This window comes from Silicimonas algicola (assembly GCF_003148765.1).
GTDB lineage: Bacteria > Pseudomonadota > Alphaproteobacteria > Rhodobacterales > Rhodobacteraceae > Silicimonas > Silicimonas algicola.
Genome location: NZ_QGGV01000013.1, coordinates 12,893 through 39,097 on the forward strand (window position 1 = coordinate 12,893; position 26,205 = coordinate 39,097).

A 26,205-nucleotide genomic window follows, 5' to 3' on the forward strand; every position below is an offset into this window, starting at 1 on the left:
CCCTCAGCCGACGATCGAGGCCTTGCAGAAGCGCCAGTAGGCATAGCCGCCCTGAACTTCGTAGCCGAGATCGATGCGCGGATTGCGTACGACGAGGTACGACAATGTCGGCAATCCGCCCATCGGCAGGTCGCGCTGGATCTGCAGCTCAACCTCGCGACCCTTGGCGACGTAGTCGTCGAAGGTCGTGGTCTGAAGCATCTCCGCAACGAGATCGTCGACACCGGGCATAAGCACGCCGTAGTGCGAATAGTTGGCGCCGCCGGAACCGTCTTCCTTCATGTTGGCCGCCGAAACCGCATAGTCGTTGAAGACGTAGAGCGGGACAGGTGGCAGCGACGACGAGTTGATGTTCAGAGTGTTCAGGTTCTGCCGGTTGGTGGCGTGATAGGCCGAGTGGTCCATGATCGTCAGGTCGATGGTGACGCCGATCTGGCGCAGTTGCTCCTGAATGATCAGGTGCTGCGTGCTGTAGTCCTCGCGCTGCGAGGTATTGACCGGGATCGTCAGCCCATTTGCGAAACCGGCGTCGGCAAGCAAACGCTTGGCCTCGTCGGGATCGTATTCATATCGCAGATCCTCCGGCAGTTCCTCCAGGTCGAAGCCCGTGGGATAGTTCGGCGGGTTCAGGGTGTAGACCATCCGGGACATCGGCTGGAGCGCGTCAACGATCTCCTGCTTGTTGATGCCGTGCATGATCGCTTTGCGGACCTGGATGTTCTGCAGCGGATCCTTGGCCAGGTTGAAGAACAGCGTGTTGAACGATCCCGGCACCGTCATGTCGAAAAGAAGATCCGGCTTCTGCGCCTGGATCTGCGGCACCCAGCCCGGCTGGCGCACGCCCTCGGCCATATCGACGTCACCGGAGATAAGCGCCAGAGTTCGCGCCGTGGTATCCGCGATGTACAGGCACTCGACGTTCGTGATGATCGCCGGCTCGCCCCAATAGTCCTCGTGACGGCTGAGATAGGTGCCGCGTTCGCTGTCGAAGCGATCGAGCTTGTAGGGGCCGGTGCCGACGGGTTTGGTCGCGAAACCCTCTCCCAGCTCCTCCTCGGCCTTCTTCGAGATGACCATCACGTGGCGTGCAGCGACGGTGGAGCCGAGGAACATCGGGTCCGGGTTCTTGAGAACGATCGTAACCTCGTACTTCCCGGACTCGATCACCTCGGCGATGTTGGTGTAGTTGGCACTGCCGACGCTGATGTCGCGTGCGCGGACGAAGGACCGGGCGACGTCGGCCGAGGTCATCTCGCCATAGCCGTGGTGGAACTGGACGCCCTGGCGCAGCGTAAAAACCCACGTCTTCGCATCGTCGGACGTCGTCCAGCTTGTGGCAAGGCCCGGCGTGAAGTCGTCGGGCGAAACGCCGAAGTTACCATCGGGCGGCTGCGCGAGGTACTCGAACATCTGGATCACCGCCCAGTTGTCCGAACCCTGCGTGGTCTTGGCCGGATCCGCGCTGCGGGGTCCGCCAGCCGCGCTTGCGAAGCGAAGCGTATCCGGCGCGGAGGCGCGCAAGCGTGGGGCATAGAGGCCCGCCGCTGATGCAGCGAACGCCGTGCCGAGAAGTGTACGTCTTGTGATCATGTCTCTCTCCCTGATTGCAGTCGCGCGAGCCGTGCAGGCCTCGCGGCGCCTTGTCCGGATTGCTGCGTGCCGAATTGGCTGCATCCGGATTTCGTGCGGTCTGTGAGTGCTAGGTGCGACGCCGATCCAACTCCTCATCCCGCAACCTCAGACCCAGCCCCGGCCCGTCCGGCACATCGAAACAGCCATTGCGCGGGATCGGCGGGTTCTCGAAGGCGGCGTGCATCCGGTCATCGGGATCGGCGAACTCGGCGGGCTTGGTGTTGTGCATCAGGGTCGCAAGCACATGCAGGTTGGCCACATGGCCGATACCCGGCTGCGTCTGGTGCGGAACCAATTCGACTCCGTGGGCGAAACAGATCGCGGCGCACTGCATGAGCCCGGTGATGCCGCCCATCTTGACGATGTCGGGCTGCACCATGCGCACGCCGGCGTTGATCATGTCGACGAGGGCTTGCGTGGTATAGGTCTGCTCGGCGGCAGAGACGGTGATGTCGAGACGCTGGGCGACCTCGCCCATCGCGCGGACGTTGTAGTGCTGCACCGGCTCCTCGAACCAGATGTAGCCCAGTTCCTCCAGCGCGCGGCCGACGCGGATCGCTCCGCCGACGGAATACTGATTGTTCGCGTCGAATGCCAAGGGGAAGTCGTCACCGACAAGGCCGCGGACCGCCTTCGCCTTTGCGATGTCGCCGGGAATGTCATGGTCCTGGCGGGTGCGGTCTCCGTCCCATCTTATCTTGATCGCGGCCGGCGTCTCCGAACGCCACCGCCGCTCGACCGTGCGCACGACGTCGTCCACCGACCGCTCCGCATTGCCGCCGATCGAGGCGTAAAAGGGCAGCTTCGTCCGCCACGCTCCGCCCAGAAGCTTGTAGATCGGCAGGCCCAGCGCCTTGCCCTTGATGTCCCACAGCGCGATATCCAGCGCCGCAAGCGCCCCGGTGACCGCGCCTTCGGGCCCCAACTTGATATAGCGGTGCAGAAGCCGGTCCTGGATCACCGCCTGATCGAAAGGGTCGGCACCGACGAGACTGTCCGAGAAGTGTCTCACGACAAGCAGGCTGTGCTCGCCGCCCATCATGGGCGAGGCCTCGCCGTATCCTGTCAGTCCGGTGTCGGTCCGCACGCGAACCATCGCGGTGCGCCGGCCGGGGACGTCACCCGGCCTCCACGACACCTGGAAGGCCTCCACGGACGCAATCCGGTGATCGGCCCGCACGGGCACAGGGCGTCCCGAAGCTGGAGCATCTTTCAGCATGCGGCGCTTCCTCCCCTTGCATCCCCCTTACGCCAGAGGGGCGATGCTTTCAGGTAGACAAACATATTTTGCATCCGTATTCAGATAGTATCTCGTGATTTCGTTTTTCGGGCTCCGCGGGTTGGTTGGGCGGTGCCAGGGCTTTTGAAAAAGCTCAGGCCCGCCGGCGCCGCAGTCGTGGTGGATTAATTAAAATCGTTTATACGTAGGATGTTAGGCTTATATGAGCCTCCGCTATCCAGGTGGTGAGTTGGAGCATGGCAGCAGTACGACGCAAGAGCCTTCGCTGGCGCAGCAACGCAATTGCAGCACGGCGTCTCCCCATATTCGCTGCAGCGCAACATTGGTTGCAAGCGTATTCATTGGAGCCCTGGCCGCTTCCGGACGAAACTGTTGGTCTTGGACGGCCCATCCATTAAACGTCCGCCAACTCGGACCACAGATGCTTTGGACTAGTGACAAATATGGGTAGCGCGCCGAAACCCCTGACATCGCGACAACTTGCAAGTCTGCTCGGCGTCAGCCAGTCCGCCGTCTCGCGAGCGTTCACCCCAGGCAGTAGCATCTCGGCAGACCTGCGCGAGCGCATCCTGAACGGCGCAAACGAGCATGACTATCGCCCGAACGCCATCGCCTCGATGCTGACCAAGCGGCGCACGAACATCGTCGGGATCGTGGTCTCGGACATGCAGAACCCGTTCTATCCGGCCCTCATCGAAAGATTGACCCAGGGGCTTCAGCGGGCGGGTCTGCAGAGCCTGCTGTTCAACATTACTCGTGGCGCGAACATCGAAGATCAGATGATCGCCATTCGAACCTATAACGTCGATGCAGTGGTGGTGATCGCGGCGACGATCCTTAACCCACGGACATTGATGTGGGCGACGGAAGGTCGTCGCTCGGTCCTCCTGAACCGCTTGGGCCAGGACGACATCGACACAGTCTGCTGCGACAACGTCGACGGCGCCCGCGCCATTGTCGATCACCTTCATTCCATCGGGTGTCGCCGCGTGGGCTATGTCGCGGGCCTCACCAAGACTGCGGTCGGCATGACGCGCCATAGCGCCTTCACGACGCGATTGGCAGAACTTGGCATGCGACTGACCGGTACGGCGTCAGGTGGCGTCTACAGTTATGACGCCGGCTGGCGCGGCGCTCTCGAGCTTCTGCCCGAGCGGCCGGACGCCATCTTCTTCGCCTCTGATATCCTAGCTCTCGGGGGTCTTGACGCGCTGAAGCGCGAGGGAGCGGCCGGCGATATCGCCACTGTCGGGTTCGACGATATCCCGATGGCGTCCTGGCCCGGATACGCGCTGACCACATATCGGCAGCCGATCGACGCAATCGTTTCGAAGACGGTGGACCTGATCGTCGCTGAAAATCCGGAGACCCCTCGGCAGCACCTTCTTGTCGGCGACCTCGTGGTGCGCGCTTCGACTGTGCCCGACGTTACCCCCGGCCTTCATCCACAGCCATGAAGCCGCCGCTTCACGTCGCGCACCAATTCGACGATGCGGCGCATTGCTGGCTCCGCTCGCACCTCCCGGACGGCACGCCGCTCGACAGGCTTTCGCCAGATGCACCCTGGGACGTGCCCGAGGGGACGACGGTCCTTCTGGTCGGGAACGGCAAGCTGCGCAGTCTCACGCGTGAAAAGCCGCAGTGGGCCGCAGACCTCTCATGGGTGCATGTGCGCCCAACGGGCATAGACGCGGCGCCCGAATGGCTGTTCGACGTTCCGGTTCTCACGATTTCGCGCGGCGCTGCGGCCACGGCAATCGCGGAGTATGTGCTTGCGGCGATGCTGCAGGCGGAGAAGCGTCTTCCAGACATACAGGTCAAGCAAGCGTCCGAGTGGGCGCCGAGACAGGTCGGCGCACTGGCTGGCAAGAGCCTGGGCCTTTTCGGCTTCGGAGAGATCGGACAAGCCGTCGCATCGCTTGCACAAGCGTTCGGGATGACAGTCCGGGCCACGCGGAGACGTGCGGTTTCCTCCGGTTCAGCGGTTGAACTGGTCTCCCTGCCGGAGCTTTGCGCGCTCAGCGACCACCTTGTGCTTTGCGCGCCGCTTACCGAAGAGACGCGCAACCTCTTCGACAAGACGACGTTCTCGCAGTGTCGTCCCGGACAGCATTTCGTCAACGTGGCGCGGGGCGGGCTCGTCGTGCCCGAGGCGCTGCGCGAAGCTCTCGACGGGCCCGTCGCGCGGGCCACTCTCGACGTCTGGACGGAAGAGCCACCGCCCGACGGACACTGGGTCTACACGCATCCCCGAGTTTGCCTGACCCCGCATTGCTCGTCCTCCGGTCCTTCCACGACACTGCGTTTGCAGCAGATACTCGAAAATAACCTCGGGGCTTGGCTTGCGGGACGCGTCGAGGACATGACCGGCAAGGTTGCACGCGACGGTCGCTATTGATGAAGCGGATGCCCGGCTTGAGTGTGCTGCCGGATTAGCACGGGGCGGTCTCCTCAAGGATCCACATGTGGATATCGGGCAGGCCCGTCCCCGGTCGGCCACTCGGAGAAGCGGCCGACCGGGAAGAACGCGTAATGCATCGGCGCGATCAGTTGCTTTGGGTTTGCTCCCCTGCGGTTCCGGACGAATTCCCCGAAGCTTCGCTCGACTGGCTTCCGGAAGTGCCGCCGGTCGCTTCACCGCCGGACGTCTGACCACCCGAGGTGTTGTTGGAGGTGTCCGCGGCGTTGGGTTCATTGCCGGAGGCGGCGGCGCCGCTGCTCTGCTGCTCGACCGGCCGACCCGTGGGATCGTAGAGGACGATGTCGGCACCCTCGCTCAGTCGTGTCCGAATGTCCTGTAGCGCCTGCTGACGCAGGTATTGCTCGATCTGCGGACGCACTTCCTCGAGCGGCGGAAGCTCCTGGCTCCCTTCCGACTGAGCCTGATCGTAGGCCTGCTGAACGGCCTCGTCAGTCACGACGCCAGCCGTCTCGCGGTCGATCCAGACCTGCACCATCGCATCGTCCGCTGCCGTCACCGTCGCGCCGTCGACGAGGGCGACGACTTCGGGATCATCGGCGAGGTTCTGGCTGCGGGCGTCCTCGAGGATGAGCTCGCGAAAGATCAACTGCTCCAGCGCCATCGGCACCAGCATCTGCGGCGGCTGCGATTGCAGCTGCGGTGGGAGCATGCCGATAAAGCTCATGACGTCCGACCCGCGGATTTCTGCCTCGCCCACCGTCGCGACGACGGTGTCCTCCTGCTGATCGCCGCCCGTCTGACCGGAGTCTGTCGCTGACTGCGAGGACTGCTGTTGCGTCGTGTCCTGGGCGGGTGTCGTGGACTGATCCGTCTGGCCCGTCTCCTGCGCAAGGGCGGCGCCACTTACGAGAGGAAGGCTCAGGAGCGCCGCGAGGGCTGTGCTGCGGATCTCAATATTTGCTATCTTCATGTCGGTCTCCTTTTCTTGCGTATGGTCACTCCAACAGGTCGAACCGCTGCACGTTCCGAGATTTCGGGATAATTGCCTCACGTCTTCGCTACTAATCGGTTGAGCTTACCTGACGATCGAGCGCGTCCATGTCGGTCGAGTTGCTCAGCATCAGCGCGAAGGGCCGCAGAGACTGCACATGTGCGCAGATGATCATCGCCGCCATCGTGATCGGCACGGCGAGGATTGCCCCCGCGATGCCCCAGACCCAACCCCAGACAAGAAGCGCGATCAGGATCACGAGCGAGGAGAGCGACACCTGTCGGCCCTGAACCCGCGGGTCGACATAGTTTCCCATCACCTGCTCGATGACGAAGATGCCGACGCCGACGGCGAAGGCGGTGCCGGGATCCTTCTGAACAAAGGCATAGATTACCGGCAGCACCCCTGCGACCAACGACCCGAAGGTAGGGATGAAGTTCATCAGCACTGCCAGCAGCGCCCACACCACCAGCAGGTCTATGCCGAACAGCCAGAGCCAGCCGGCGTAGAGCGCTGCGGTGACGACGCCGAGAAGGGTCCGCGTGAGAAGATAGCGTCGAAGCCGGTCGGCGATGATGGCGGTGGAGTCTGCTGCCTTCCGGCTTGCCGACGCGGCAAGGACGTTTTCCGTCTTCTCGCGCCAGCGGGGTGCCTCGATCAGCATGATGAGCGTAAGGAAGAACACCAGCACCGCCGCCCCCAGGGTCGCGCCGGCTGCGCCAAGTATCTGCATGGCAGTTCCCGATGCCCAGTCGCCGAGCCTGCTCACCAAGGATTGCAGCGCGCCCGAGAACAGATCGCTAAACCTGCCGGAGGACACTCGAGTGTCGGACGTAGCGTCACCTGCAGCGAGGGAAGAGGCGTCGCTCTCCGTGGCGGTCGCGCCCGCACCTGCCGCGACATCCGCGGACCCGCCCTGTGGATCGGACCCGGACCCGAACTGCGGCAGAAGCGAGCCGGCGTTGGCGTTTGAGAACGGAAATCGTTCGACGACCTGCTGGGCGGCCATCGAGATGAGGCCGATGAAGACCAGCAATGCGACCAGGATGGCGCCCATCGCCGCGACGTGGCCGAGCCAGCTGATCTTCTCCGGCATCCGCTCTGCAACCCATCGATCCAGGGGTTCGACGAGCAGCGCGAGAAACATCGAGAAGACGATCGGGACCATGAAGGTCGCCGTCGCGTGAAGGGCCCAGCCCGCAAGAATGACCGTGATGACGACGAGCAGCCACAAACGTGTGCGGGACGGCGGAAGGCGGGACGCTTCGGAGTTCATCTGCGCAACACACCGGTGATCGAACCCGTACCGTCCCGGTTGAAGTGACGCGTTGCCGAAAGGCAAGCGGCTGAAGCGAACTCTAGGTGTTTCATCGATCTCTCTCTCCGTGATGGCTTCGTCGGTCGACACCGGACTGCATGGCATGGAAGGCGCCAGGCATCCGGTCATTTCAGCTGAACTGACGTTGGTCGAGGGTGGCCACTACCTTGATGCGAGTCAGTGGAAGTTCCGTACGACGGAGCCCCACGGCGTCGCGGGTGGCATTCCCGATCCCGGCGCTCGTCGGACCATGCGCCGCTTGGAGGTTCCATCAGCTGATCCTTGTTTCCTCGTCGGGCGTGATGTTCCCGAAGTACATGTCGCCGAAGTCTGTGGGCACCGCCGGTCCGCCCGCGAACGCCTCCCCGCCACGGACGGCAGGGCAAGGGCAAGCGATGCTAATGCCCGCAGCAGCGAGCCGGTCACCCTGTTCGATCAGGCCCGGGTCTGTGGCGTCGGGGGAGGGACGTGCGACCTCATCTATCTCGGAGCGCCAGGTCAGGGCACACGCTCCTGCCGCGAGAAGGACGAGGACACCCATCAATCCGCCGACGACGTTGCGTGTCTTCATGGACGACCTCCTGTCTCGCTAACAGGCTGCAAACCGCAATGTTCCCCCGAGGGACCTGGGCGAAATTTGGACCGGCACAGCCCCGTACCGTAAGAGCTGTTCGAGGCGCTCCTTCCTCACACCACCTTCGTTATTGCACAGGCGGCGCTCTCACCCTGCCGAGCTCAATTCTCACGTTCAGTGCATCGGAGATGCTTCACAACAGTGGCGCGCCTTAGCACCGAGCGCCCTCCGAACCTCTGGCGTCACAACTTATCCGCGAAGGTTTCACCCCATGGCCATGATGGCGGCGAGTTCGGCTGCAAGTGTCGTGACAGTCGTTTCCGAGTTTCCTGTTCAAGCAATGAAGCCATGATTGGGCGCCACTCAAGCCGCCCTGCGCAGAACATGAGAGACAGACAATGGACATCTACTTTCTCGTCGGGCTGACGTCTCCCCTGGCTGGCCTTGCAGCCTTTGCACTGCTGATCCGGATCCTTCGGAAAACCCATCTGGAGCGTCAGGCCATGCAGCAGGCGTATTCCGGTATTGAGTGCCTGCGAGCTGGTTCGGATCTCGCTCGACGTCGCAGCCGTGCGATGTTCTCGCACAGAACGTACTCGCGCAACTTCAGCAAAGCTGCCTGAGGTTACGCGATCGCCGCACCATCTCAAATCAGGTTACTTTGACAGGACCCGGAACGTTCGCGGGACCTAGGGGCCAGGGTCGAAAACATACCCGATACCGCGCACGGTGCGGATAAGGCTCGGCTTCTGCGGGTTGCGTTCAATCTTGCGCCGTAGCCGCGAGATGCGGATGTCTATGCTGCGGTCGAAGGGATCCCAAGATCGGTCGTGCGCCTGTTCCAGGATCTGGTCGCGGTTCAGAACGCGTCCACGGTTTTCGGCGAAAAGCTTCAAGAGCCTGAACTCCATGGCAGTCAGGGGGAGCTCTTGCCCCTCACCATCGATCATCCTGGCTCCGTCGAGATCGAGGGTAAAGTCGCCGAACGGCACGGTCCGCCTGGCAGAGCCGAAGGACTCGGCCGGAGCCGCGCCAGCACCATTGGAACGGCGGCGAAGGACCGCCTTGATCCGTGCTTCCAGTTCGCGCAGGTCAAACGGCTTTCCAAGATAGTCGTCTGCTCCCATCTCGAGACCGATAATCCGGTCCACCGTCTCGCCGGCCGCCGTCAGCATCACCACGGGCACGTCTTCCGAGACCCGGAGCGCACGAAGCGCGGTAAGGCCGTCTTCGTCAGGCATGTTTATGTCGAGGAGGATCAGGTCGGGAGGCTCTGCCTCTATCGCCTCGCGGAGGGCGTTGGCGTCGGCGGCCAATGCGACGCGGAAGCCGCGCTTGATGAGATATTCCTGCAGCATCTCGCGCAGATCACGCTCGTCGTCGCAAACGAGGATGAGTGGCTGGCTCATGTCGGCGCACTCCTGATAAGGCGCGAGACGAACGCGCGGAGTTCCTTGGGCAAAACCGGTTTCTCGATGTACGGCTGCTCGACCTCGCTCAGAAAGGACTGCGAGCGTTTGCCCATGGTGTCTCCGGTAAGAAAGCCGATACGGCTGGCCAGTTCGGGACGGATAGCCGCGATGCCTTCAAAAACGCCGCGTCCATCCACGTCAGGCATGTTGAGGTCGCTGAGGATGGCGTCGTACGTGCGTTCCCGCAGAAGCTCGAGCCCTTTCCTCGCTTCGTAGACAGCATCGACTTCGTAGCCGGCGCGCTGCAGTATCTCGGCGTTCAGATCAGCGACTTCTGGTTCATCGTCAATGACGAGGACGCGTCTGGTCGAACCTGCCCAGGGCGTCGGTTCGACGCTATCGCCGCTTCTGAACGAAGCTGCATTGCGGGGCAGCGTCACCACGAATTTCGCACCTCCACCTTCGCGCGCCCCGACAGAGATCTCGCCACCATGAGCCGCGACGATCCGGTGGCTCATGGCTAGCCCTATGCCTGTCCCCTTCCCAACTCCCTTGGTGGTGAAGAACGGTTCGAAGACCCGGGCGGCGATCTGCTCGGGCACGCCTGGCCCGTCATCGGCGACGGTGATCCGCGTGCCGCCGTCGCCTGTTGCCTCCGACGTCACCCAGATATGTCCCGGCCGGCCGGTTTCCGCGATGGCTTGTGCTGAATTGAGGACAAGATTGATGATCAACTGCGTCAGCTGGTCGGGATCGGCCCATATGGGCTGTGCGGCGGGGTCGCGCCGCGTGACGATCGTCACCGCATAGAGCGCGTCGCCGTAGCTCGAGACTTCGACGGCGGTCTCGATAACCTCACCTACGTCGGTCTCCTCCATCCGGGTCGGCGCTTGACGCGCCATGCTGAGGAACGTCTTCACGATTTTCGAGCAGCGCTCAGCGGCTTCCGAGATCTTGCGCGTCTTTCGAAGGATGTCCGGTTCCAGTCCTTCGTCCTGAAGCATCATGGCGTGACCAACCACCACTGAAAGTGGGTTGTTCAGTTCGTGCGCGACGCCCGCCATGAGTCCTCCTAGCGCCATCATCTTCTCGTTCTGGAAAGTCTGATCCCGGCGGCGGTCCAACTCGGTCTCGATCTCGAGAAGATGCGTGAGATCACGCAAGAAGGTGACAAGGACTTCTTCCCCGTTCCACTCCGTCAGGCGACCCGAGACCGCAGCGAAGAAGGGCGTGCCTTCGGCGTTCTTGAGCCGGACCCGGTAGTCCAGGACCGCATCGTCCCGCCGGAGCGCAGCCAGAAAGCCGGCGCGGTCCTTTACGTCGACGTAGAAATCGCAAGCGTTGAGCGACGGACCGAGCATATCGACCAGTTCGGGGCTGCGGTAGATGATCTCACCGGTATCAGCGCGATTCATCAGGACGGGCGCCGGGAACGCCTCGACAACCTGTCGGATCAGGGCCTCGCGTTCCAGCACCTCGGTCAGATCGGTGATCGACGAGACCACGCATATTTCGCCTCCGAACTCGGTCACTACGCCGGAGAGCGAGACGGAAAGAGGGGAGCCGTCGATGCTGCGCGCGCGGGAAAGGAAGTCCTCGACCTTTCCATGCTCCTTCAAAAGCGCAACATACTCTTCACGTCGGGACTGATCGAAGTAGAAGTCTATGGCGTACTCTGCCTCGCCCATCATTTCGCGCGCGGCCTTGGACATGTAGACGACCTTGCCGTCGTCCAGCCGCGCCATGCAGACCGGGATCGGATTGGCGTCGAGGATTGAGGCCAGAAGGGTGGCGCGGTCGTCGGCCAGTTGTTCGGCCTTGTACCGGTCGGTCACGTCCGAGCGGGTGACGAGGAAGCCCCCGGACCGTGTCGGGTGATACGAGACTTCGAAGTAGCGCCCGTTCTGCTGCCGAATCTCGGTTTTCTGGGCGTGGGTGTCGCGGAACTGTTCCGAAACCGTCTCCCAATCTTCGCCGCTTTCATGCTCGGGCGCGACAACTCCGCGTTCCACGCACCCTTGGATCAGGTCGCGCCAATGCAGCCCGGGCCGGACCAGGTCGCCAACCGGCCCCAGAAGTTGTTTGTAGCGCTGGTTGTAGAAAACAAGCCGTTCGTCCCTGTCGTAGACGGCGACGCCTTCCGCCAGCGACTCGAATGCGTCCGCCAGCACGTCGGGCGAGAGTGAGGAAAGGTCCGGCTCACTTGTCATGGGTGCACGCTAAGTCCTCCCTGTTTCAACGTGATTTCTGATCCTGCCGCGAATGTTTCAATTGTAACGGCTTCCGGTCCCCCGCGCTCAAGAATTTCTGTCGAGGGGCCTGAGAACGCAGCGAATACGTCTTCCAGACTCGAATTTCTTCTCCCTCATCAATTGAAACAGGGATCCTCGGTTTCGGACAACCGACTGCAACATCGTGCCCTCAGAAAGGATGCATCGGAAACACGATGGCCGCGAGGTGGCCAAGAACTGAGGGAAAGACGATGACGACAATGACAGTAAGTGCCGCGAAACCAAGACGCTTGCCGGGCTTGCACGGGACCCTTTCGGAACTGGCCCTGCGCTGGCGCGACCATCGGGAAGCACAGCGCGCCAAGCTCCATCTGAAGGGCCTGGACGACCGCCTGATGCGCGACATCGGGCTGCCGCCCAACCGCCGCGACCCGGCCGTCGACCTGCTGCACAAGGCGCGCCTGACGTGGTAATCTCCTTTCGAGAGCGTAAGCGCATTTCGGGCCCGCCCGACACGCGATGGCGCGATAGCCTGCGCGGCACCAACTTCCACCGCTTTGTGCAGGATGCCTGACCCGGCGTCCTGCACACATGCCTCGTCCTGAAAGCAATTCTCATGAACATCAATAATTCCATCCTCGATACGATAGGCAACACACCGGTTATCCGTATCAACCACCTTGCGCCCGACGGAGCCGAGATGTTCGTAAAGCTCGAGGCGGCGAACCCGGGCGGGTCGGTCAAGGACCGCCTTGCGCTCGCCATCATCGAAGCGGCCGAGCGCGACGGATCGCTGAAACCCGGCCAAACCGTCGTCGAAGCGACCAGCGGCAATACCGGCATCGGGCTGGCGCTTGTCTGCGCGCAGAAGGGTTACCCGTTGGTCGTGACCATGGCCGAGAGCTTTTCGATCGAGCGTCGGAAGATGATGCGCTTCCTGGGGGCAAGGGTCGTCTTGACGCCGGCATCCGAGAAGGGCACCGGCATGGTCCGCAAGGCGCGCGAGCTTGCGGAGACCCACGGCTGGTTCCTCGCGCGGCAGTTCGAAAACCCTGCGAACGCGGATGTCCACGAGCGGACCACCGCGCGCGAGATCCTGCATGTCTTCGGTGCCGACAGACTTGATTACTTCGTATCGGGCTTCGGCACCGGCGGCACGATCAGCGGCGTTTCGCGCGGGTTGAAGAAACTGAGCCCGAAGACCAGGATCGTCGCGGCCGAGCCGGACAACTCGCCGATCATGGCCTCGGGTCATGTCCAGCCCTTCAACGCGGACGGATCCGCCGCCGAAAGCCATCCCGGCTTCCGGCCGCATCTCATGCAGGGCTGGTCTCCCGACTTCATCTCGCAAATAGCGAATGAGGCGCTGGCTGCAGGCAGGATCGACGCCTTTGCGCCGGTCACGGGCGATGACGCGATGCGGTACTCGCGAGAGTTGGCCCAAAAGGAGGGGATCTTCGTGGGCATCACCGGGGGTGCGACCTTCGCCGCCGCCATGACGATCGCCAGGACCGCGCCAAAGGGATCGAAGATCCTGGCGATGCTGCCCGATACGGGCGAGCGCTACTTGTCGACACCGCTGTTTGCCGACGTTCCGGAGGAAATGACCGAGGACGAGATCGCGCTATCGAGATCGACGCCCAGCAGCCGTTTCGACATCGCCGCGGCACCAGCACCTGTGCCTGCGGCCACGAGCGCCGATGCGGAGGCCTTGGCCGAGGTGCGCGAGACGGTCACGTCGGCACCTGTCGTGCTGTACGCGCTTGAATGGTGCGAGTTCTGCTGGTCCGTCCGCCGAATGTTCAAGGAGAGCGGGATCGAATACCTCTCGGTCGACCTCGACTCGGCAGCCTACAGAACCGACAACCGGGGCGGGCGCATCCGCGCCGCCCTGCGCGAGATTTGCGGCTCTCCCACCATCCCGCAAGTCTTCGTGGCAGGGGAACACATTGGCGGCGCGACCGAGACCTTCGATGCATACAACTCGGGGCGCCTGGCGGAGATGCTCGCCGAGCACCAGATTGCGGTGACGACGGCGGGGCAGAACGCCTATGGCTATCTGCCGAAGTGGCTGCATCCCCGATGATCTTCGCCACAGCTCCGAGAAGGCCCGCCACTGCGGGCCTTTTTTATTGGAGCCTGCGCGGCTGAAACCAATGAAACGTTCTGATCCCGCCGCAGACGCAAGATCGAAACGACGCTTGGGCATAGCGATGACAGGACCACGCGACGTGGCCTTCAGACGCAATCAGTCACAAGGAGCAGACCGATGATCAAAAGGAAGAACCGGCCCAGCTATGGCCCCGGCTTCGAGACCCACATCGCCCGCCGCGGCAACACCTGGACCGACGTCAAGCACTTCTGGGACAACGGCAAGTTCGATCGCAGTTCGCAGAGCTGAATTCAAGCCGACCTCCTCCGACCCCCGACTGGCCCGCCAACTCCGGCGGGCCTTTTGTTTGGCTGCCGGTACGAGGCTGAAACCACTGACACGCTAAGGCCGGGGGCAAGACCGAAAACTGAAACCTTGCGGCGTCATACGCCTGGGTGCGGTGGCACTAGGCCCCGCAGTTACACACACAGGAGAAGACAAGATGACCACCGCTACCATGACCCGCCCCGAGAAAGTCGCCATGAACGGCGTCGACGTGCCGACGCTTATTGGCACCGTTGCCTTCGTCGGTGACAACCCCGAGGCGGCGAAGTTTCAGTTTCGCGCCAAGGGTGAATGGATTTCCGGTACGCACAGCCGCGGTACCGTCAACGGCTACTTCGGCGCAGGCGGCGAACAGAGCCATTCCAAAGAGTTCGTCGTTGAAGCCGACCACCCCGCCGTTCTCTGCGGTGCCGACAACGCTCCGACGCCGGTCGAGTACCTGCTGACGGGACTCGCCGCGTGCATCACCGCAGGCATCGGGAACATCGCCTCGGCCCGCCAGATCGAGCTCACGTCGGTTCGCACCTCGGTCGAGGGCGACATCGACCTGCGCGGTCTGCTGGGTCTGAACGACACGGTGCGGAACGGATTCAACGCCATCCGCGTGAAGGTCACCGTGGAAGGCTCTGCCGACGCGACGAAACTTGCTGCCGTCGTGCAGCAGTCGGTGGCTCGCTCGGCGGTTTTCGACATGCTGTCGAACGGCACCGACGTCACCGTCGAGGTTGCCTGACCTCGGCGTGACAGGGCGGTCCGCCAGGATCGCCCGCCATATCCTCAACCCCAGGAAAGCCGGTTCCATGCAAGTTACCGACGTCATTGTCATAGGCGCGGGCCAGGCAGGCCTCGCCGCCAGCCGTTGCCTTGGCCACAGGGGCATCGACCATGTCGTGCTGGAGCGCGGGCATGTGGCCGACCGCTGGCACAACGAGCGTTGGTCGTCGTTGAGACTGCTGACCCCCAACTGGATGACTCGCCTGCCGGGTCATGCCTACGACGGCGACGACCCGAACGGCTTCATGCGGCGCGACGAGGTCGCCGCGTTTCTCGAACGCTACGCGCGGGTTTCGAATGCACCGGTTGTGACCGATGCGCCGGTACGGGCCGTCACGCCGTCAGGCGATGGCTTCCTGGTCGAGAGCGGTGCGGGCGCCTTCCGTGCGCGCGCGGTCATTGTCGCGACAGGAGCCTGCGACGTTCCGAACCGGCCCGACTGGTCGGCTCGCATCGCGACCCGCATCGAACAGATCACGACCCGCGACTATCGCCACCCGGACCAGATCGCGTCCGGCGGGGTGCTTGTGGTCGGCGCGTCCGCGACGGGCCTGCAACTCGCCGAGGAGCTTCGTCTCGCCGGTCACGACGTCACGATATCCGTCGGCCGCCACGCCCCGACGCCACGTCGGTGGCGCGGGCGCGACGTGATGGAATGGCTCGACGCGTCGGGCATCCTTTCCGAGCCGCGTCCGCATACGCTCGATGAAAAGCGCGCGCTGGAACAACCTTCGCTCCAGCTGGTCGGCTCCACGACCGGACGCGACATATCTCTGGACTCGCTCGTTCGCATGAACGTGCTTCCCGTTTCACGCGTCATCGGCGGAGAGGACGGCCGTGTGAGCCTTTCCGGCGACCTGTCCGAGCAGATTGCACGCGCCGACCGCCGTCGCGCCGACCTCCTCGCTCGTATCGACGACTGGATTTCGCGCTCCGGCACGGAGGCGCCACGAGACGAGCGGCCCCGTCCGCCTCGCTTCGTCGCCGGCACAAAGGGTTCCCTGGACCTCGACGCAGCAGGTATCCGCACAGTGGTCTGGGCGACGGGCTTCCGACGGAGCTATCCCTGGCTGAAACTGCCGGTCCTCGATGCCGCGGGCGAGCTTCGCCATAGCGGCGGCGTGACCTCCGTGCCGGGGCTCTACGCGCTGGGGCTGCCGTTCATGCGCCGCCGGAACTCAACCTTCATCGACGGTGTCGGCGCAGACGCGCAGGACATCGTAACGCAGGTCGTCTGGCACCTGGGGGCCGAAGCCATGCCCAAAGTCGCTTGAGGAGACAGAGACATGAGATCCGAAACATTTGACGCCGTGGTCATCGGCGCACGCTGCGCCGGAGCCTCCGTTGCCATGCTGATGGCGAAACAGGGAATGAGTGTTCTCTGCGTAGATCGCGACGAAGCCGGGACCGACACGCTGTCCTCGCACGCGATGACCCGCGGCGCCGTCATGCAGCTTGAAAGGTGGGGGGTTGCCCAGAGACTGATGGCTCACGATACCCCCTGGATCGGGCGGTCGACCTTCCATTTCGGAGACGAAGTGATCCCGGTCGATCTGCGCCCGATGAACGGTGTGCCGGGTATGATGGGCACGCGCCGGCACATCACCGACCGGGTTCTCGCCGAGGCCGCCGCCGAGGCCGGCGCGGAACTCCGCTACCGCTGTGCCTTCCGGGACGTCTTGCGAGAGGGATCGGGGAGGGTGACGGGTGTCATTCTGTCCGATCCTCTGGGCCGGACGTACGACGTCTCGGCCGGGCTGGTGGTCGGCGCCGACGGGCTCAGGTCGACCGTTGCCCGGCGTCTCGGTGCACCCGTCACCAGGCAGGGCATCAACGCGCTGACCCACATCTATGCATATGTCCGGGGAATGCCCCTGGCCGACAACCATGCCTTCTTCGCCAAGGGACTTTCGGTGGGCGTTCTGCCGACGAACGGCGGGCAGAGTTGTGTCATCGCCTCGGTCAGGCCCGAGAGCTTCAGAGGACTCCGCGCCACCATGACCGAAACCGAGGCGCTTCGGCACCTCGCGAGCGAGACCAACGCAGAGTTGGGCGTCATGATGAACGACGCAGAGATCGTCGGTGTGCCCAAGGTGTTCGGCGGTCACGTCGGCCGGATGCACCAGGCAGCGGGTCCAGGGTGGGCCCTCGTGGGCGATGCGGGCTATTTCAGGGATCCGGTGACCGCACATGGCATGACCGACGCCTTTCGCGACGCCGAAGTTCTGGCGCGGGCGGCTGCATCGGGAACCGATCAGGCACTGTCGGATTTCGCCGCGGCGCGCGATGCCGTGACCAAGGACATCTGGACCCTGACTGACAGGCTCGCCGCCTTCGATATGCCCGTGACGGAAGTCCGCGACCTGTTCCTATGGCTCAGTGCGGCGATGCGCGACGAACAGGCCTGGATGCAGGATCGCTTTTCGCTCAAGGCCATTGCGGCTTGAATTCAATGGAACTTGCGCGGAAACTCGTCGGTGGTGAGAAGCGTTTGATGCGCGGTCCGGCTGACGCCGGTCAAGGGTAGCGATCGACCTGTTCCTGATCCATTTCGCCCGGCATCCGGAGGCGACGCTGATGTCCGAGACTCTCTATCAACACTATGGCGGCTTCGGCACGGTCAGCCGCATCGTCATCCGACTGTACGACCACATCCTCGATGACAATGACATCGGCCCGTTCTTCGAGGACGTCGACATGCCGCGTCTGATCGACCACCAGACCAAGTTCGTGGCCTCGCTCATGGGTGGACCGGCGGCCTTCACCGACGCGCATCTCCGCGGGGCACACCGGGGGCTGGGGATCCACAACAGCCATTTCGACCGGCTGAAGGAGCTGGTCGCCCAGACGCTGGAAGAATCCGGTATCGCGCCCGATCACGTGGCCGAGTTGCTGGAGGGCATCGAAGCCCGACGCCAGGTCCTGGTCGAGGCAGAAGACGCATGATCGAAGCTATCAACGAGCAGCTTCTCCGGGCCATCGGAGTGGGCGTCGCGCTGGTCGACGTGACGACCGGCGCCGTGCGTTTCGCCAATGACACCTTCAGCGAATGGTTCGGCGCGGACAGAGGTGACGGCGCGGTCATAGTCGGCACTCTCGACGTGATGGCGGCACTTGAGAAGCTTCGGACGGAAGGCCGCCACACCGTCGAAGTCACCTTCAAGTCGGGCCGCAGATCCATGACGGTGGCCATCGAGTTCAACCGGGCCCTCGAAGAGCAAAACCTCGCCGTGCTCGTTTGTCAGAACATAAGCCGGATCAAGGAGTTGGAATCGATGATCGATTCCTACGCCATGATGGTCGAGAGAAATACGCACGAGATCCGGCGCGAAAAGGAGCAGGTCGAGAAGCTCTTGCTGAACCTCATGCCCCGCTCGGCCTATGAAGAGTTCCGTTCGTTCGGTGCAGTCGTGCCGAGAACGTTCGACTCCGTGTCGGTCATTTCGGTGGACTTCCAAGGCTTCGCCGACTTGCTCGCAGCGAACGACCCCGCCTCCGTCGTGGCGGACCTCAACGACATCTTCACCGCATTCGACCGGATCGGCCAGCAGTTCGGTTGCGAGCGGATCCGGACGATGGGCGACAGCTACATCGCCGTTGCCGGCGTTCCCGACCCCGTCGGCGATCATGCCGCGGCAATCGCCGGCACCGCAGTGCGGTTCCTGCGCTTCATCCGCCGGCGTAACGAGACGCACCAGATGAAATGGCCGATCCGGATCGGTATCGCCAGCGGGTCGGTGATCGGCTCGGTGGTCGGGGTGCAGAAGTATGTCTACGACGTCTTCGGGCCGGCCGTGACCACTGCCAACAAGGTGCGCCGCAGCGCCGAGACGATGACGGTAGCCACCGACCTTTCGACCGCGGCGCTTCTCGGCGAGGGCTTCGCGGTGATCGACAAAGGTGACGGGCTCCGCATCCTGCAAAGCGCAACCGAGTGACTGTCGGCGCCATGACCGGCATCGAAGAAGCAGTTGCGTTGGCCTCGGAACCGATTGGCATCTTCGATGCTGACTCCCAGCTCGTGACCGTCAATCCATCGTTCCGCAAGGCCTTCTCCGTCGTCTCTCCCTATCTTTCAACGGGCACGCCATGGAATGTCTTTCTCACGGAATGCGTCCGCGTCGGGTTGCTGAGTGAAGCTGCGGCCGTCAGCCTGCGGATCATCGAGGAGCGCTATCTCGGGCGCACCGATCTATTGTCCGAACTCCAGATCGGGCTCGCCGGCGAGGAATGGCGGCCGGAGCTGGTGGAGGTGTCGGGCGACGGCTTTGCGCTTGTGCTTCGCCGGCTCGCCGAGGGAGGCCGCGAGGACAAGGTCGCGAGCGAACTCGAAGAACTGATGTCCAAGGTCCTTCTCGCTTGCCCGGTCTGCCTGATCATGTCTCGCATCGGAGACGGACGCGTACTCTACCGGTCGCCCGCCGCGACGGATCTTCTTGGCAAGGGGTTCAACAGCCTCGAACATTTCGCCAATCGCGAGGATCGGGCCGACTTCATCACGCAACTCCTCCCGACGGCGCGCGTCGACGACATGCACATCACGGCGCGCCGCGGGGATGGCAGCGAGTTTCCCGCGCTCCTCTCGGCACGGCTCATCGACTACCGCGGAGAGGACGTGATCGTCGCCAGCCTGGAGGATCTGACCGAGAGGCTCGCCGCGGAAGCCGAGATCGAGCGTCAAAAGAAGAAGATCTTCCAGTTCGAGAAGATGTCTGCCCTTGGCGAGTTGCTTGCCGGAATCGCTCATGAGCTGAACAATCCTCTGTCCGTCGTCGTCGGCAACGCACATCTGCTTCTTGAAGAGGATTTGGACACCTCGTTGATACCGCGGGTCGAGAAGCTGACGGCTTCAGCCGAAAGATGTGTGCGTATCGTCAGGACCTTCCTCTCCATGGTGCGAGACCGGCCGCTGTCCGTAGCAAGGGTGGGGACCGCGCGCCTGGTCCAGGGCGCTGTCGAGGCATTTCGCGCCGAAATGGATGAGCCGGAGATCAATGTGGACATCGATCTGCAACCGGATCTGCCCGACCTGCTGGTCGACGAAGTGCAGGTGGTCCAGGTGCTGATGAACCTTGTGATGAATGCGGTGCAGGCCATCACCGCATCCGGCACCGGATCGCGAGTCGACGTAACGGCTTGCAGTATCGACGGACACGTCCGTATCCGCGTGGTGGACGATGGTCCGGGTATTCCTCGCGAGATCGCTGCTCAGGTCTTCGATCCCCTGTTCACCACGAAGGAGGCCGGCGAGGGCACTGGACTGGGTCTGGCGCTGTCGCACCGCATCGTGCTGGCACATGGAGGGTCGATCGACCTTGAAGCCGAGAGGGATCGCGGCGCTGCCTTCGTCGTGGATCTTCCTGTCGCTCCCGATCCCGCCTAGGCTGGCGGCTGTCGCCGAGGCGTCCCTGACACCACCCAGCACAGCACAGCGATGATCCCATCGCGCGGTCGAATGAGCCTGGTCGCCGTCGCGCGGCTCTCGACGAGCGTCAGGGACTTGAGCGCCGGACTCAGCCTCGCTCGGGGCAGCATAGCCAATGAGACACCAAGGCAACCTTGCCGCGGTCGTCCAGCCCCTGATCTTCGAGGTTCGCCCAGGTCTGAAAGCGCAGCGCGTGGCGAACAGTTGGCGCGATATGGTGCATGTCCGCCGCCCCGTCGAAGGCAGCGAGCAACCCCTTCGAGACGCCATCGAGATAGGCGGCGAACTCCGCCATCGGGCCCTGCAAGGCCGGGACATGCGCGACGTCCTCGTAGGACACGGTCCACATGCGGCGGGTACGCGAAAAGTAGGCGTAGAACGCCGCGACGGCTGCCTCGAAACGCGCCCTCGGGTCCTCGAGACCGGACCATTCGGCAGATTCGGGCGGCGGATTGAGCGACAGCCAGTGCGACGTGCAGGCCTGGAAGACCGCAGTCTCGTCGGGAAAGTGCCGATAGACCGTCAGCCGCTGCACGCCGGAACGTTCGGCAATCGCGCTGATGGTCGTGGCGCGCGGGCCGATCTCTTCGTGCAGATGCATCGTGGCTTCGACGATCTTTTGTCGCGTTTCTTCCTGCGACTTGGCGCGCTCGCGCAGGCGGTAGGGGCGCTTCTGTCCTGTCATTCGATGAACATGGCTGATCATCGAATGATTGACAAGTGGATCTGAATCGCCTATCCGACACTTCAGGTGAACATTGATGTTCACTGAAAGTGAGGCCAACATGACACCGATCACCGAACCCGTCCAACAGCACGCGCAGCCCGTGACCGACGCCTGGACCGCGCTGCCATCCTGGCTGCCCGTGCCAGGCCTTGGCGCCCTGCCGATCAATGCGTTTCTTCTGAAGGGGCGCGAGCCGGTCCTCGTCGACACAGGACTTGGCGCCCTGTCGGACGCGATGATCGAGCACCTCGGCGCCGAGATCGACCCCGAAGACCTGCGCTGGATCTGGCTGAGCCACACCGACGCCGACCACATCGGCAATCTCGACCGCGCCTCGCAATCGCGCCGAACGCCAGGGTGGTGACCAACTTCCTCGGTGCGGGAAAGATGGGGATGATGGGAGTGGGCGATCCTTCGCGGATGCGCCTGCTGGAGCCCGGCGAAGTGTTCGAGGTCCGCAGTCGGCGCCTGCATCAGGTCAAACCGCCCTATTACGACGCGCCCGAGACGATGGGCTTCTTCGACGAGACCGACCGCGTCTTCTTTGCCGCCGACGCCTTCGGCGCCCTGTTGCCCGGCAGTGTCGAAACCATCGAGGAGATCCCCGAGGACGGGCTGCGCGAAGGCCTCGTCGCCTGGTCGAGCGTGGATGCGCCCTGGCTTGCAGAAATGGACCGAGCATCGCTCGGCCGGATGCTGGGAGCCCTGGAAGCGCTCGACCCCGCGCATGTGCTCTCGGGCCATCTGCCCGTCTCGCATCGGCTGGACACCCTGACGGACATCGTCCGAAGCGCCTATGGGCGCGGAACGACCGAGGCCGTCACACAGCAAATCGCTGCCCAGGTCGAGGCCATCCTCGCCTGAGCCGCAGTCCCCTTATCGGCTCGACATGGGCGCGACTGGGAGCGCGTCCAAGCCCGGTAATTCTGACGGCAAGGTTTCACCGCTCCCACGCCGGTTCATCGCAACTGCTTACGCGGGGACCGCCGGCACTCACCACCTCAAATCAACCAAGGAGAAAAGTCATGACGAACACCATTATCGAGACCAACAAGGCGACTGTCGCCCGCTTCCTCGCCGGCACGCATTCGGCGAACATCGACGATGTCGATGTGATCGACGAGACCGTCGTCCCCCACATCGTATGCCACGGTTTCCCGGGGTTTCCGAACGGCGAGTTCAACGACCGCGAGAGCTACAAGGCGTTCTTCCGCATCTTCCGCGAGTCCTTCAGCGACATGACGTTCTTGACCTTGAAGACCATCGCGACCGAGGACTTCGTCTCGGCGCATTGGGAGATCTGGGCGACCCATTCGGGCGAGTTCCAGGGCATCGCGCCTGACAGCACCCGCGTCGTCTTCGATGGCGTCGCGCTCTACCGGATGGAGGAAGGCAAGATCGCCGAAACCTGGTTGACCATCAACGAACCACTGTTGGTTTCGCAGTTGGGCAAGGGTCGGGCCGTAGCGGCCTGACACCTAGGCGAGCCCGGCCTGCACCCGCCGGGCTCGCCTCTGAAAAAAAGGAACTGAACATGTGCTGCGCAAATACAAATCTGGCGCGGGACCGCGCCTTGCGCCCGTGCCGCCGACTGAAGCCGTGCGGCCGCTGCCGCGTGCAGGAGATCTATTCGACCATGCCGCGTAGGCAGGACACCGCTCCGCTATAACTCAGGTCGCATACGCAAGACCCCAGGCGAAGGTTGGAACCGTGCCGGACGCGACAAGTTAACGGTGAAACGGCGTCACAATTTCGGAGGGCATTCGCTCGCCGCCAACACACGATTCCAGAGAGGTGAACATGGTACGATGCAGCGTTCAGTTTGGGCACGATCAAGCAATCAGAGCATCGCGCGCTGGTGGCACTCTTGTCGCTGCATTGCTCCTTGGAACCGGAATGGCCGCCGCGCAGGTGCTTCCAGTCGACGTCGAGACCGGCAACAATTCGCTTTTCTCGTCCCGCGTGCTGACGACCGACCTCAGCGATCCTTGGGCACTGAACTGGGGTCCGGACGACATGATCTGGCTGACGGAGCGTACCAGCGGCGAGGTGACGCGCGTCGATCCCATCACCGGCGCCCAGCAGGTGCTCCTGGCGCTCGAGGATGTCTACAGCGGACCGCAGCACGAAGGCCTTCTGGGCATGGCGTTGCATCCCGAGCTGCTGCAGGGCACGGGCAACGACTACATCTACATTTCCTACACGATCAACAATGGCACAGAGGAAGACCCTGACCCCTCGGCGCAGATCGTGCGCTACACCTACAACCAGGATCTCCAGCAGCTGGTCGAGCCGATGCCGCTCATCAGGGGGCTGCCCGCCTGGAATGACCACAATGCCGGTCGTGTCGTTTTTGGACCGGACGGGAAGATCTACTATTCCATCGGCGACCAGGGTGCCAATTTCGGCCGCAACCAGCGGCGCGAGAACCTGGCCCTGACGCTGCCCACGCAGGACGAGGTCGATAGCGAGAACTGGCGCACCTATTCCGGCAAGATCCTGCGCCTCAATCCCGACGGCACGATCCCCGAGGACAACCCCGAGATCGACGGCGTCCGCAGCCACGTCTACTCGTTCGGCCACCGCAACCCGCAGGGTTTGGCTTTCGGCTTTGACGGCAAGCTCTACGAAACCGAACACGGCCCGGCAACCGATGACGAACTGAACCTCATCATTCCGGGCGGCAATTACGGCTGGCCTTGGGTCGCGGGCAACATCGACGACAGGAACTATCGTTTCATCGACTGGGCCGAAGCGCCCGACGATGTCACCCCAAACACCGATCCGCTGCCCGACACTGTGCCGCAATTTCAGGAAAGCGAATTTCCGGGCAAGCTGGTGCCGCCGCTGGCGACCTACTGGACGGTCGACGACGACTATCCGATCGGCGATGTCTGCGGCTACATCTGCGACCCGACCATCGCGCCTTCGTCGGTGCTACCCTATCAGGCTGGCGAGGATGGCATCCCGGAATGGGACAACTCTGTGCTGATCCCGACGCTCAAGCACGGTACGCTGTACGTCCAGCACATGTCCGACGACGGCACCAAAGCGGAAGGCCCGCCGGAGGCCTGGCTGTCCACACAGAACCGATATCGCGACGTGCTGGTCGCGCCCGACAACCGGACCGTCTTTCTGGCCACCGACGCCTTCGGCTCGGCAGCCCAGAAGTTCGGTGAAGGGCTCAACACTTCGGTGCTGCACAATCCAGGCGCAATCCTGATGTTCACCTACGCCGAAAATGGCGGCGGCGGACTCAGCTTCGCCGCAGGCCCGTCGACGGTCGGCGAGGTCCTTGGCGGGGCAAGAGAGGGCGGGGCGCCACAGGAATGGGAAGATCCGGCCACCGGCGGCACCGAGGCGGGAACAGCCGCTGCGACCGAAGACGACATGTCCGAACGTCCCGAAGCCTCGGCTGCGGATGCCGTCTCCGTGACCGAAGAGGCCCATATCCCGGCGGTCGCCGCGCTCGGCGCGCGCCGCTGTATGCTCAGAACTGCGCGATGTGCCACGGTCCCGCCGGCCGCGGCGGCGCCGGTGCCGTGCTGGCCGAGAACGAGAAGCTGGCCGACGACGAATTCCTCGCCATGACGACCGTTCACGGCTTCGGTTACATGCCAGCCTTCGGTGACCGTCTCACCAACAACGACATCGCCGAAATCGGCACTTATATTCGCAACTCTTGGGGCAACGATTACGGCGCTCTCACGACCGATCAGGTGCGCGAGGTTCGGTAAGCGGCCCGCTGAGATCCGGAAGGTGACGCTCTGACCGCGGCTCACGTCACTTCTCTGCGCAGACGGTTCGAGGTGTTGATCGGTTGCAACGACAAATGCCGAAGATCCTGACGTCATCCCGTCCAGATGCTTGGAAGGACGCAGCTCGAGCGGCGCTTCAGGGCGCCGTCGCGGCAGCTTCGACCTTTCTTCTGATGCGGCTGATGGGGCTATCGGAAATATTTGTGGGTGTGTTGAGCGCCGTATTCATTCTTCAGCCCAGCATCGGAGGCACCGCCAGATCCGCCGGCGCCCGGCTGGTCGCCACACTGGTGGGTACCACCGCCGGGCTCGTGACCTTGCTGGCGCTGCCCTATGAGGTCGGCAAAACGCTTGCTCTCGCCTTGTCCGTCTTTCTGGTCAGCGGACTTGCGTCTTTCCGATCCGACTGGACCTACGGACTCGTCGCGGCCGTGGGCATTTCCCTCGCATCAGAGGTCGATCCTTTCCAGACCGCCGTGAGCAGAGCCACCGCAATCGCCTTTGGTGCGGGCCTGGGGATTTTGGTTTCCCTCGTGGTGTGGCCAGAGCGCTCACGCACCCGACGCGAGAAACACTTCCACCGTGTTCTTCGGGCAGTGAGAGACCGCACGGACGATGCTGTGGCAACGGCAGCCGGTCATGGAAAGGCGGAAGCGAAAGAGATCGCGCCGCGTTACGATCGGGAGATGGCGCTCGCTCGAGAGGCAGATTCCTACACACGGGTTCGTGGCGATCGAGAAGACGAGAGGCTTGCGGCTGTGCGCCGTCTCTATAACGCGACGATCATCGTGGACCGGGCGGACGACGCTCTCTCGCGAGACCGAAGCGTTCTCCACGACATGGACAAGCAGGTGCGCGACGTCCGCAAGGATTTAAGTGAGGCCCTCGATCGAATCCTCACCGGCAGCGATAATCCGCGCAAGCTACTGAACAGCATCGACCGAACACTTCAGAGTCTGACCGAGCGCTCCATCGATTCCGACCAGGATACGGAAGCCGTCGGCGCTCGGCTCGCGCTCACATTCGGACTTAAGGAGCTTCGGTCATCGCTGGGCGCATTGGTCGACACGTTGGAGGATCAGGACCGCCAACGGGCGCACAACTGAACGAGACCTCACCACAGCATGACAATGCCGCCCGGAGCGTACGACCCGCGTGAGGTCGCCAAGCGGTCCGCTGACAGAAGCGACGGGTCTCGCTGTTGTGGGCGCCATGCCGATCCAAGCGGCGGCATGTGAGTGCGCAGCGACCACTTGCAACCGAG

At 63.3% G+C, this 26,205-nt stretch carries 26 protein-coding genes and 1 pseudogene; 19 read left to right on the forward strand and 8 right to left on the reverse strand.

Features of this window, described 5'->3' with window-relative positions; all coding sequences use genetic code 11:
- Positions 1 to 3 precede the first annotated feature (3 nt).
- Together C8D95_RS19890 and C8D95_RS19895 are read right to left on the reverse strand one after the other, a co-directional pair.
- Positions 4 to 1,590, reverse strand: coding sequence for an ABC transporter substrate-binding protein (locus C8D95_RS19890; RefSeq protein ID WP_164721727.1), 1,587 nt, complete (start codon positions 1,588 to 1,590; stop codon positions 4 to 6).
- A gap of 109 nt (positions 1,591 to 1,699) precedes the next feature.
- Entirely contained in the window at positions 1,700 to 2,851 is a 1,152-nt protein-coding gene (locus C8D95_RS19895) for a mandelate racemase/muconate lactonizing enzyme family protein (RefSeq protein WP_109760963.1), read from the reverse strand.
- A gap of 464 nt (positions 2,852 to 3,315) precedes the next feature.
- Here C8D95_RS19895 and C8D95_RS19900 point away from each other — a divergent pair, with 464 nt between their 5' ends.
- Positions 3,316 to 4,329 (forward strand): LacI family DNA-binding transcriptional regulator, encoded by a 1,014-nt coding sequence (locus C8D95_RS19900; protein WP_109760964.1) that lies wholly within the window; start codon positions 3,316 to 3,318, stop codon positions 4,327 to 4,329.
- Positions 4,326 to 5,270 carry an NAD(P)-dependent oxidoreductase gene (locus C8D95_RS19905; RefSeq protein ID WP_109760965.1) on the forward strand — a complete coding sequence of 315 codons (945 nt, stop codon included), beginning with the start codon at positions 4,326 to 4,328 and terminating at the stop codon, positions 5,268 to 5,270. The genes C8D95_RS19900 and C8D95_RS19905 overlap by 4 nt, the downstream gene beginning before the upstream one ends.
- A gap of 148 nt (positions 5,271 to 5,418) precedes the next feature.
- Here C8D95_RS19905 and C8D95_RS19910 read toward each other — a convergent pair whose 3' ends face one another.
- From C8D95_RS19910 to C8D95_RS19920, 3 genes are all read right to left on the reverse strand, one after another.
- Positions 5,419 to 6,264: a hypothetical protein gene (locus C8D95_RS19910; protein WP_109760966.1), complete on the reverse strand. Its 846-nt coding sequence runs from the start codon at positions 6,262 to 6,264 to the stop codon at positions 5,419 to 5,421.
- A 91-nt stretch (positions 6,265 to 6,355) separates the two neighbouring features.
- Positions 6,356 to 7,561 carry an AI-2E family transporter gene (locus tag C8D95_RS19915; RefSeq protein ID WP_164721726.1) on the reverse strand — a complete coding sequence of 402 codons (1,206 nt, stop codon included), beginning with the start codon at positions 7,559 to 7,561 and terminating at the stop codon, positions 6,356 to 6,358.
- A gap of 313 nt (positions 7,562 to 7,874) precedes the next feature.
- Positions 7,875 to 8,174, reverse strand: coding sequence for a hypothetical protein (locus C8D95_RS19920; protein ID WP_109760968.1), 300 nt, complete (start codon positions 8,172 to 8,174; stop codon positions 7,875 to 7,877).
- Positions 8,175 to 8,575: 401 nt separating this feature from the next.
- Here C8D95_RS19920 and C8D95_RS19925 point away from each other — a divergent pair, with 401 nt between their 5' ends.
- Positions 8,576 to 8,800: a hypothetical protein gene (locus C8D95_RS19925; protein WP_109760969.1), complete on the forward strand. Its 225-nt coding sequence runs from the start codon at positions 8,576 to 8,578 to the stop codon at positions 8,798 to 8,800.
- 66 nt (positions 8,801 to 8,866) lie between these two features.
- Here C8D95_RS19925 and C8D95_RS19930 read toward each other — a convergent pair whose 3' ends face one another.
- Both C8D95_RS19930 and C8D95_RS19935 read right to left on the reverse strand, forming a co-directional pair.
- Positions 8,867 to 9,586, reverse strand: a complete 720-nt coding sequence (locus tag C8D95_RS19930) for a response regulator (RefSeq protein ID WP_109760970.1) — start codon at positions 9,584 to 9,586, stop codon at positions 8,867 to 8,869.
- On the reverse strand, positions 9,583 to 11,799 hold the full coding sequence (locus C8D95_RS19935) for an ATP-binding protein (protein ID WP_109760971.1): 2,217 nt from the start codon (positions 11,797 to 11,799) through the stop codon (positions 9,583 to 9,585). The genes C8D95_RS19930 and C8D95_RS19935 overlap by 4 nt, the downstream gene beginning before the upstream one ends.
- A gap of 272 nt (positions 11,800 to 12,071) precedes the next feature.
- Between C8D95_RS19935 and C8D95_RS19940 the strand changes: the two genes are divergently transcribed.
- From C8D95_RS19940 to C8D95_RS19975, 10 genes and pseudogenes are all read left to right on the forward strand, one after another.
- Positions 12,072 to 12,293 (forward strand): YjiS-like domain-containing protein, encoded by a 222-nt coding sequence (locus tag C8D95_RS19940; RefSeq protein WP_164721725.1) that lies wholly within the window; start codon positions 12,072 to 12,074, stop codon positions 12,291 to 12,293.
- A 143-nt stretch (positions 12,294 to 12,436) separates the two neighbouring features.
- A pseudogene (cysK, locus tag C8D95_RS19945) lies at positions 12,437 to 13,465 on the forward strand (cysteine synthase A); the annotation flags it as partial.
- Between the two features lie 105 nt (positions 13,466 to 13,570).
- Positions 13,571 to 13,906, forward strand: coding sequence for a glutaredoxin domain-containing protein (locus C8D95_RS22620; RefSeq protein ID WP_282957643.1), 336 nt, complete (start codon positions 13,571 to 13,573; stop codon positions 13,904 to 13,906).
- Positions 13,907 to 14,089: 183 nt separating this feature from the next.
- The gene (locus tag C8D95_RS22815) at positions 14,090 to 14,221 is read left to right on the forward strand and encodes a hypothetical protein (RefSeq protein ID WP_277601023.1); all 132 of its coding nucleotides are present in this window, start codon (positions 14,090 to 14,092) and stop codon (positions 14,219 to 14,221) included.
- 193 nt (positions 14,222 to 14,414) lie between these two features.
- A complete protein-coding gene (locus C8D95_RS19950; protein WP_109760974.1) occupies positions 14,415 to 14,990 on the forward strand; it encodes an OsmC family protein in 576 nt (191 codons plus the stop codon).
- A gap of 67 nt (positions 14,991 to 15,057) precedes the next feature.
- Positions 15,058 to 16,305: a flavin-containing monooxygenase gene (locus C8D95_RS19955; RefSeq protein WP_109760975.1), complete on the forward strand. Its 1,248-nt coding sequence runs from the start codon at positions 15,058 to 15,060 to the stop codon at positions 16,303 to 16,305.
- Between the two features lie 12 nt (positions 16,306 to 16,317).
- Positions 16,318 to 17,478 carry an FAD-dependent oxidoreductase gene (locus tag C8D95_RS19960; RefSeq protein ID WP_109760976.1) on the forward strand — a complete coding sequence of 387 codons (1,161 nt, stop codon included), beginning with the start codon at positions 16,318 to 16,320 and terminating at the stop codon, positions 17,476 to 17,478.
- Positions 17,479 to 17,608: 130 nt separating this feature from the next.
- A complete protein-coding gene (locus C8D95_RS19965; RefSeq protein WP_241239694.1) occupies positions 17,609 to 17,977 on the forward strand; it encodes a group I truncated hemoglobin in 369 nt (122 codons plus the stop codon).
- Complete coding sequence (locus C8D95_RS19970; RefSeq protein WP_109760978.1) at positions 17,974 to 18,969, forward strand: adenylate/guanylate cyclase domain-containing protein; 996 nt, start codon at positions 17,974 to 17,976, stop codon at positions 18,967 to 18,969. The genes C8D95_RS19965 and C8D95_RS19970 overlap by 4 nt, the downstream gene beginning before the upstream one ends.
- An 11-nt stretch (positions 18,970 to 18,980) precedes the next feature.
- The gene (locus C8D95_RS19975) at positions 18,981 to 20,414 is read left to right on the forward strand and encodes a sensor histidine kinase (RefSeq protein WP_109760979.1); all 1,434 of its coding nucleotides are present in this window, start codon (positions 18,981 to 18,983) and stop codon (positions 20,412 to 20,414) included.
- A 130-nt stretch (positions 20,415 to 20,544) separates the two neighbouring features.
- On the opposite strand, the gene C8D95_RS19980 is transcribed toward C8D95_RS19975, so the two are convergent.
- Entirely contained in the window at positions 20,545 to 21,141 is a 597-nt protein-coding gene (locus tag C8D95_RS19980; protein ID WP_206508338.1) for a TetR/AcrR family transcriptional regulator, read from the reverse strand.
- A gap of 76 nt (positions 21,142 to 21,217) precedes the next feature.
- Between C8D95_RS19980 and C8D95_RS19985 the strand changes: the two genes are divergently transcribed.
- The 6 genes from C8D95_RS19985 (at position 21,218) to C8D95_RS20010 (ending at position 26,047) form a co-directional block, all read left to right on the forward strand.
- Positions 21,218 to 21,547, forward strand: a complete 330-nt coding sequence (locus C8D95_RS19985) for an MBL fold metallo-hydrolase (RefSeq protein ID WP_109760981.1) — start codon at positions 21,218 to 21,220, stop codon at positions 21,545 to 21,547.
- Positions 21,544 to 22,047, forward strand: a complete 504-nt coding sequence (locus tag C8D95_RS19990; RefSeq protein ID WP_126918592.1) for an MBL fold metallo-hydrolase — start codon at positions 21,544 to 21,546, stop codon at positions 22,045 to 22,047. Before C8D95_RS19985 ends, C8D95_RS19990 begins: the two co-directional genes overlap by 4 nt.
- A 161-nt stretch (positions 22,048 to 22,208) precedes the next feature.
- On the forward strand, positions 22,209 to 22,658 hold the full coding sequence (locus C8D95_RS19995; RefSeq protein ID WP_109760983.1) for an ester cyclase: 450 nt from the start codon (positions 22,209 to 22,211) through the stop codon (positions 22,656 to 22,658).
- Positions 22,659 to 23,079: 421 nt separating this feature from the next.
- Complete coding sequence (locus C8D95_RS20000) at positions 23,080 to 24,774, forward strand: glucose/sorbosone family PQQ-dependent dehydrogenase (RefSeq protein WP_241239693.1); 1,695 nt, start codon at positions 23,080 to 23,082, stop codon at positions 24,772 to 24,774.
- Positions 24,687 to 24,920 carry a c-type cytochrome gene (locus C8D95_RS20005; protein WP_109760985.1) on the forward strand — a complete coding sequence of 78 codons (234 nt, stop codon included), beginning with the start codon at positions 24,687 to 24,689 and terminating at the stop codon, positions 24,918 to 24,920. Before C8D95_RS20000 ends, C8D95_RS20005 begins: the two co-directional genes overlap by 88 nt.
- Positions 24,921 to 25,015: 95 nt before the next feature.
- Positions 25,016 to 26,047 (forward strand): FUSC family protein, encoded by a 1,032-nt coding sequence (locus tag C8D95_RS20010; RefSeq protein ID WP_109760986.1) that lies wholly within the window; start codon positions 25,016 to 25,018, stop codon positions 26,045 to 26,047.
- Positions 26,048 to 26,205 lie beyond the last annotated feature (158 nt).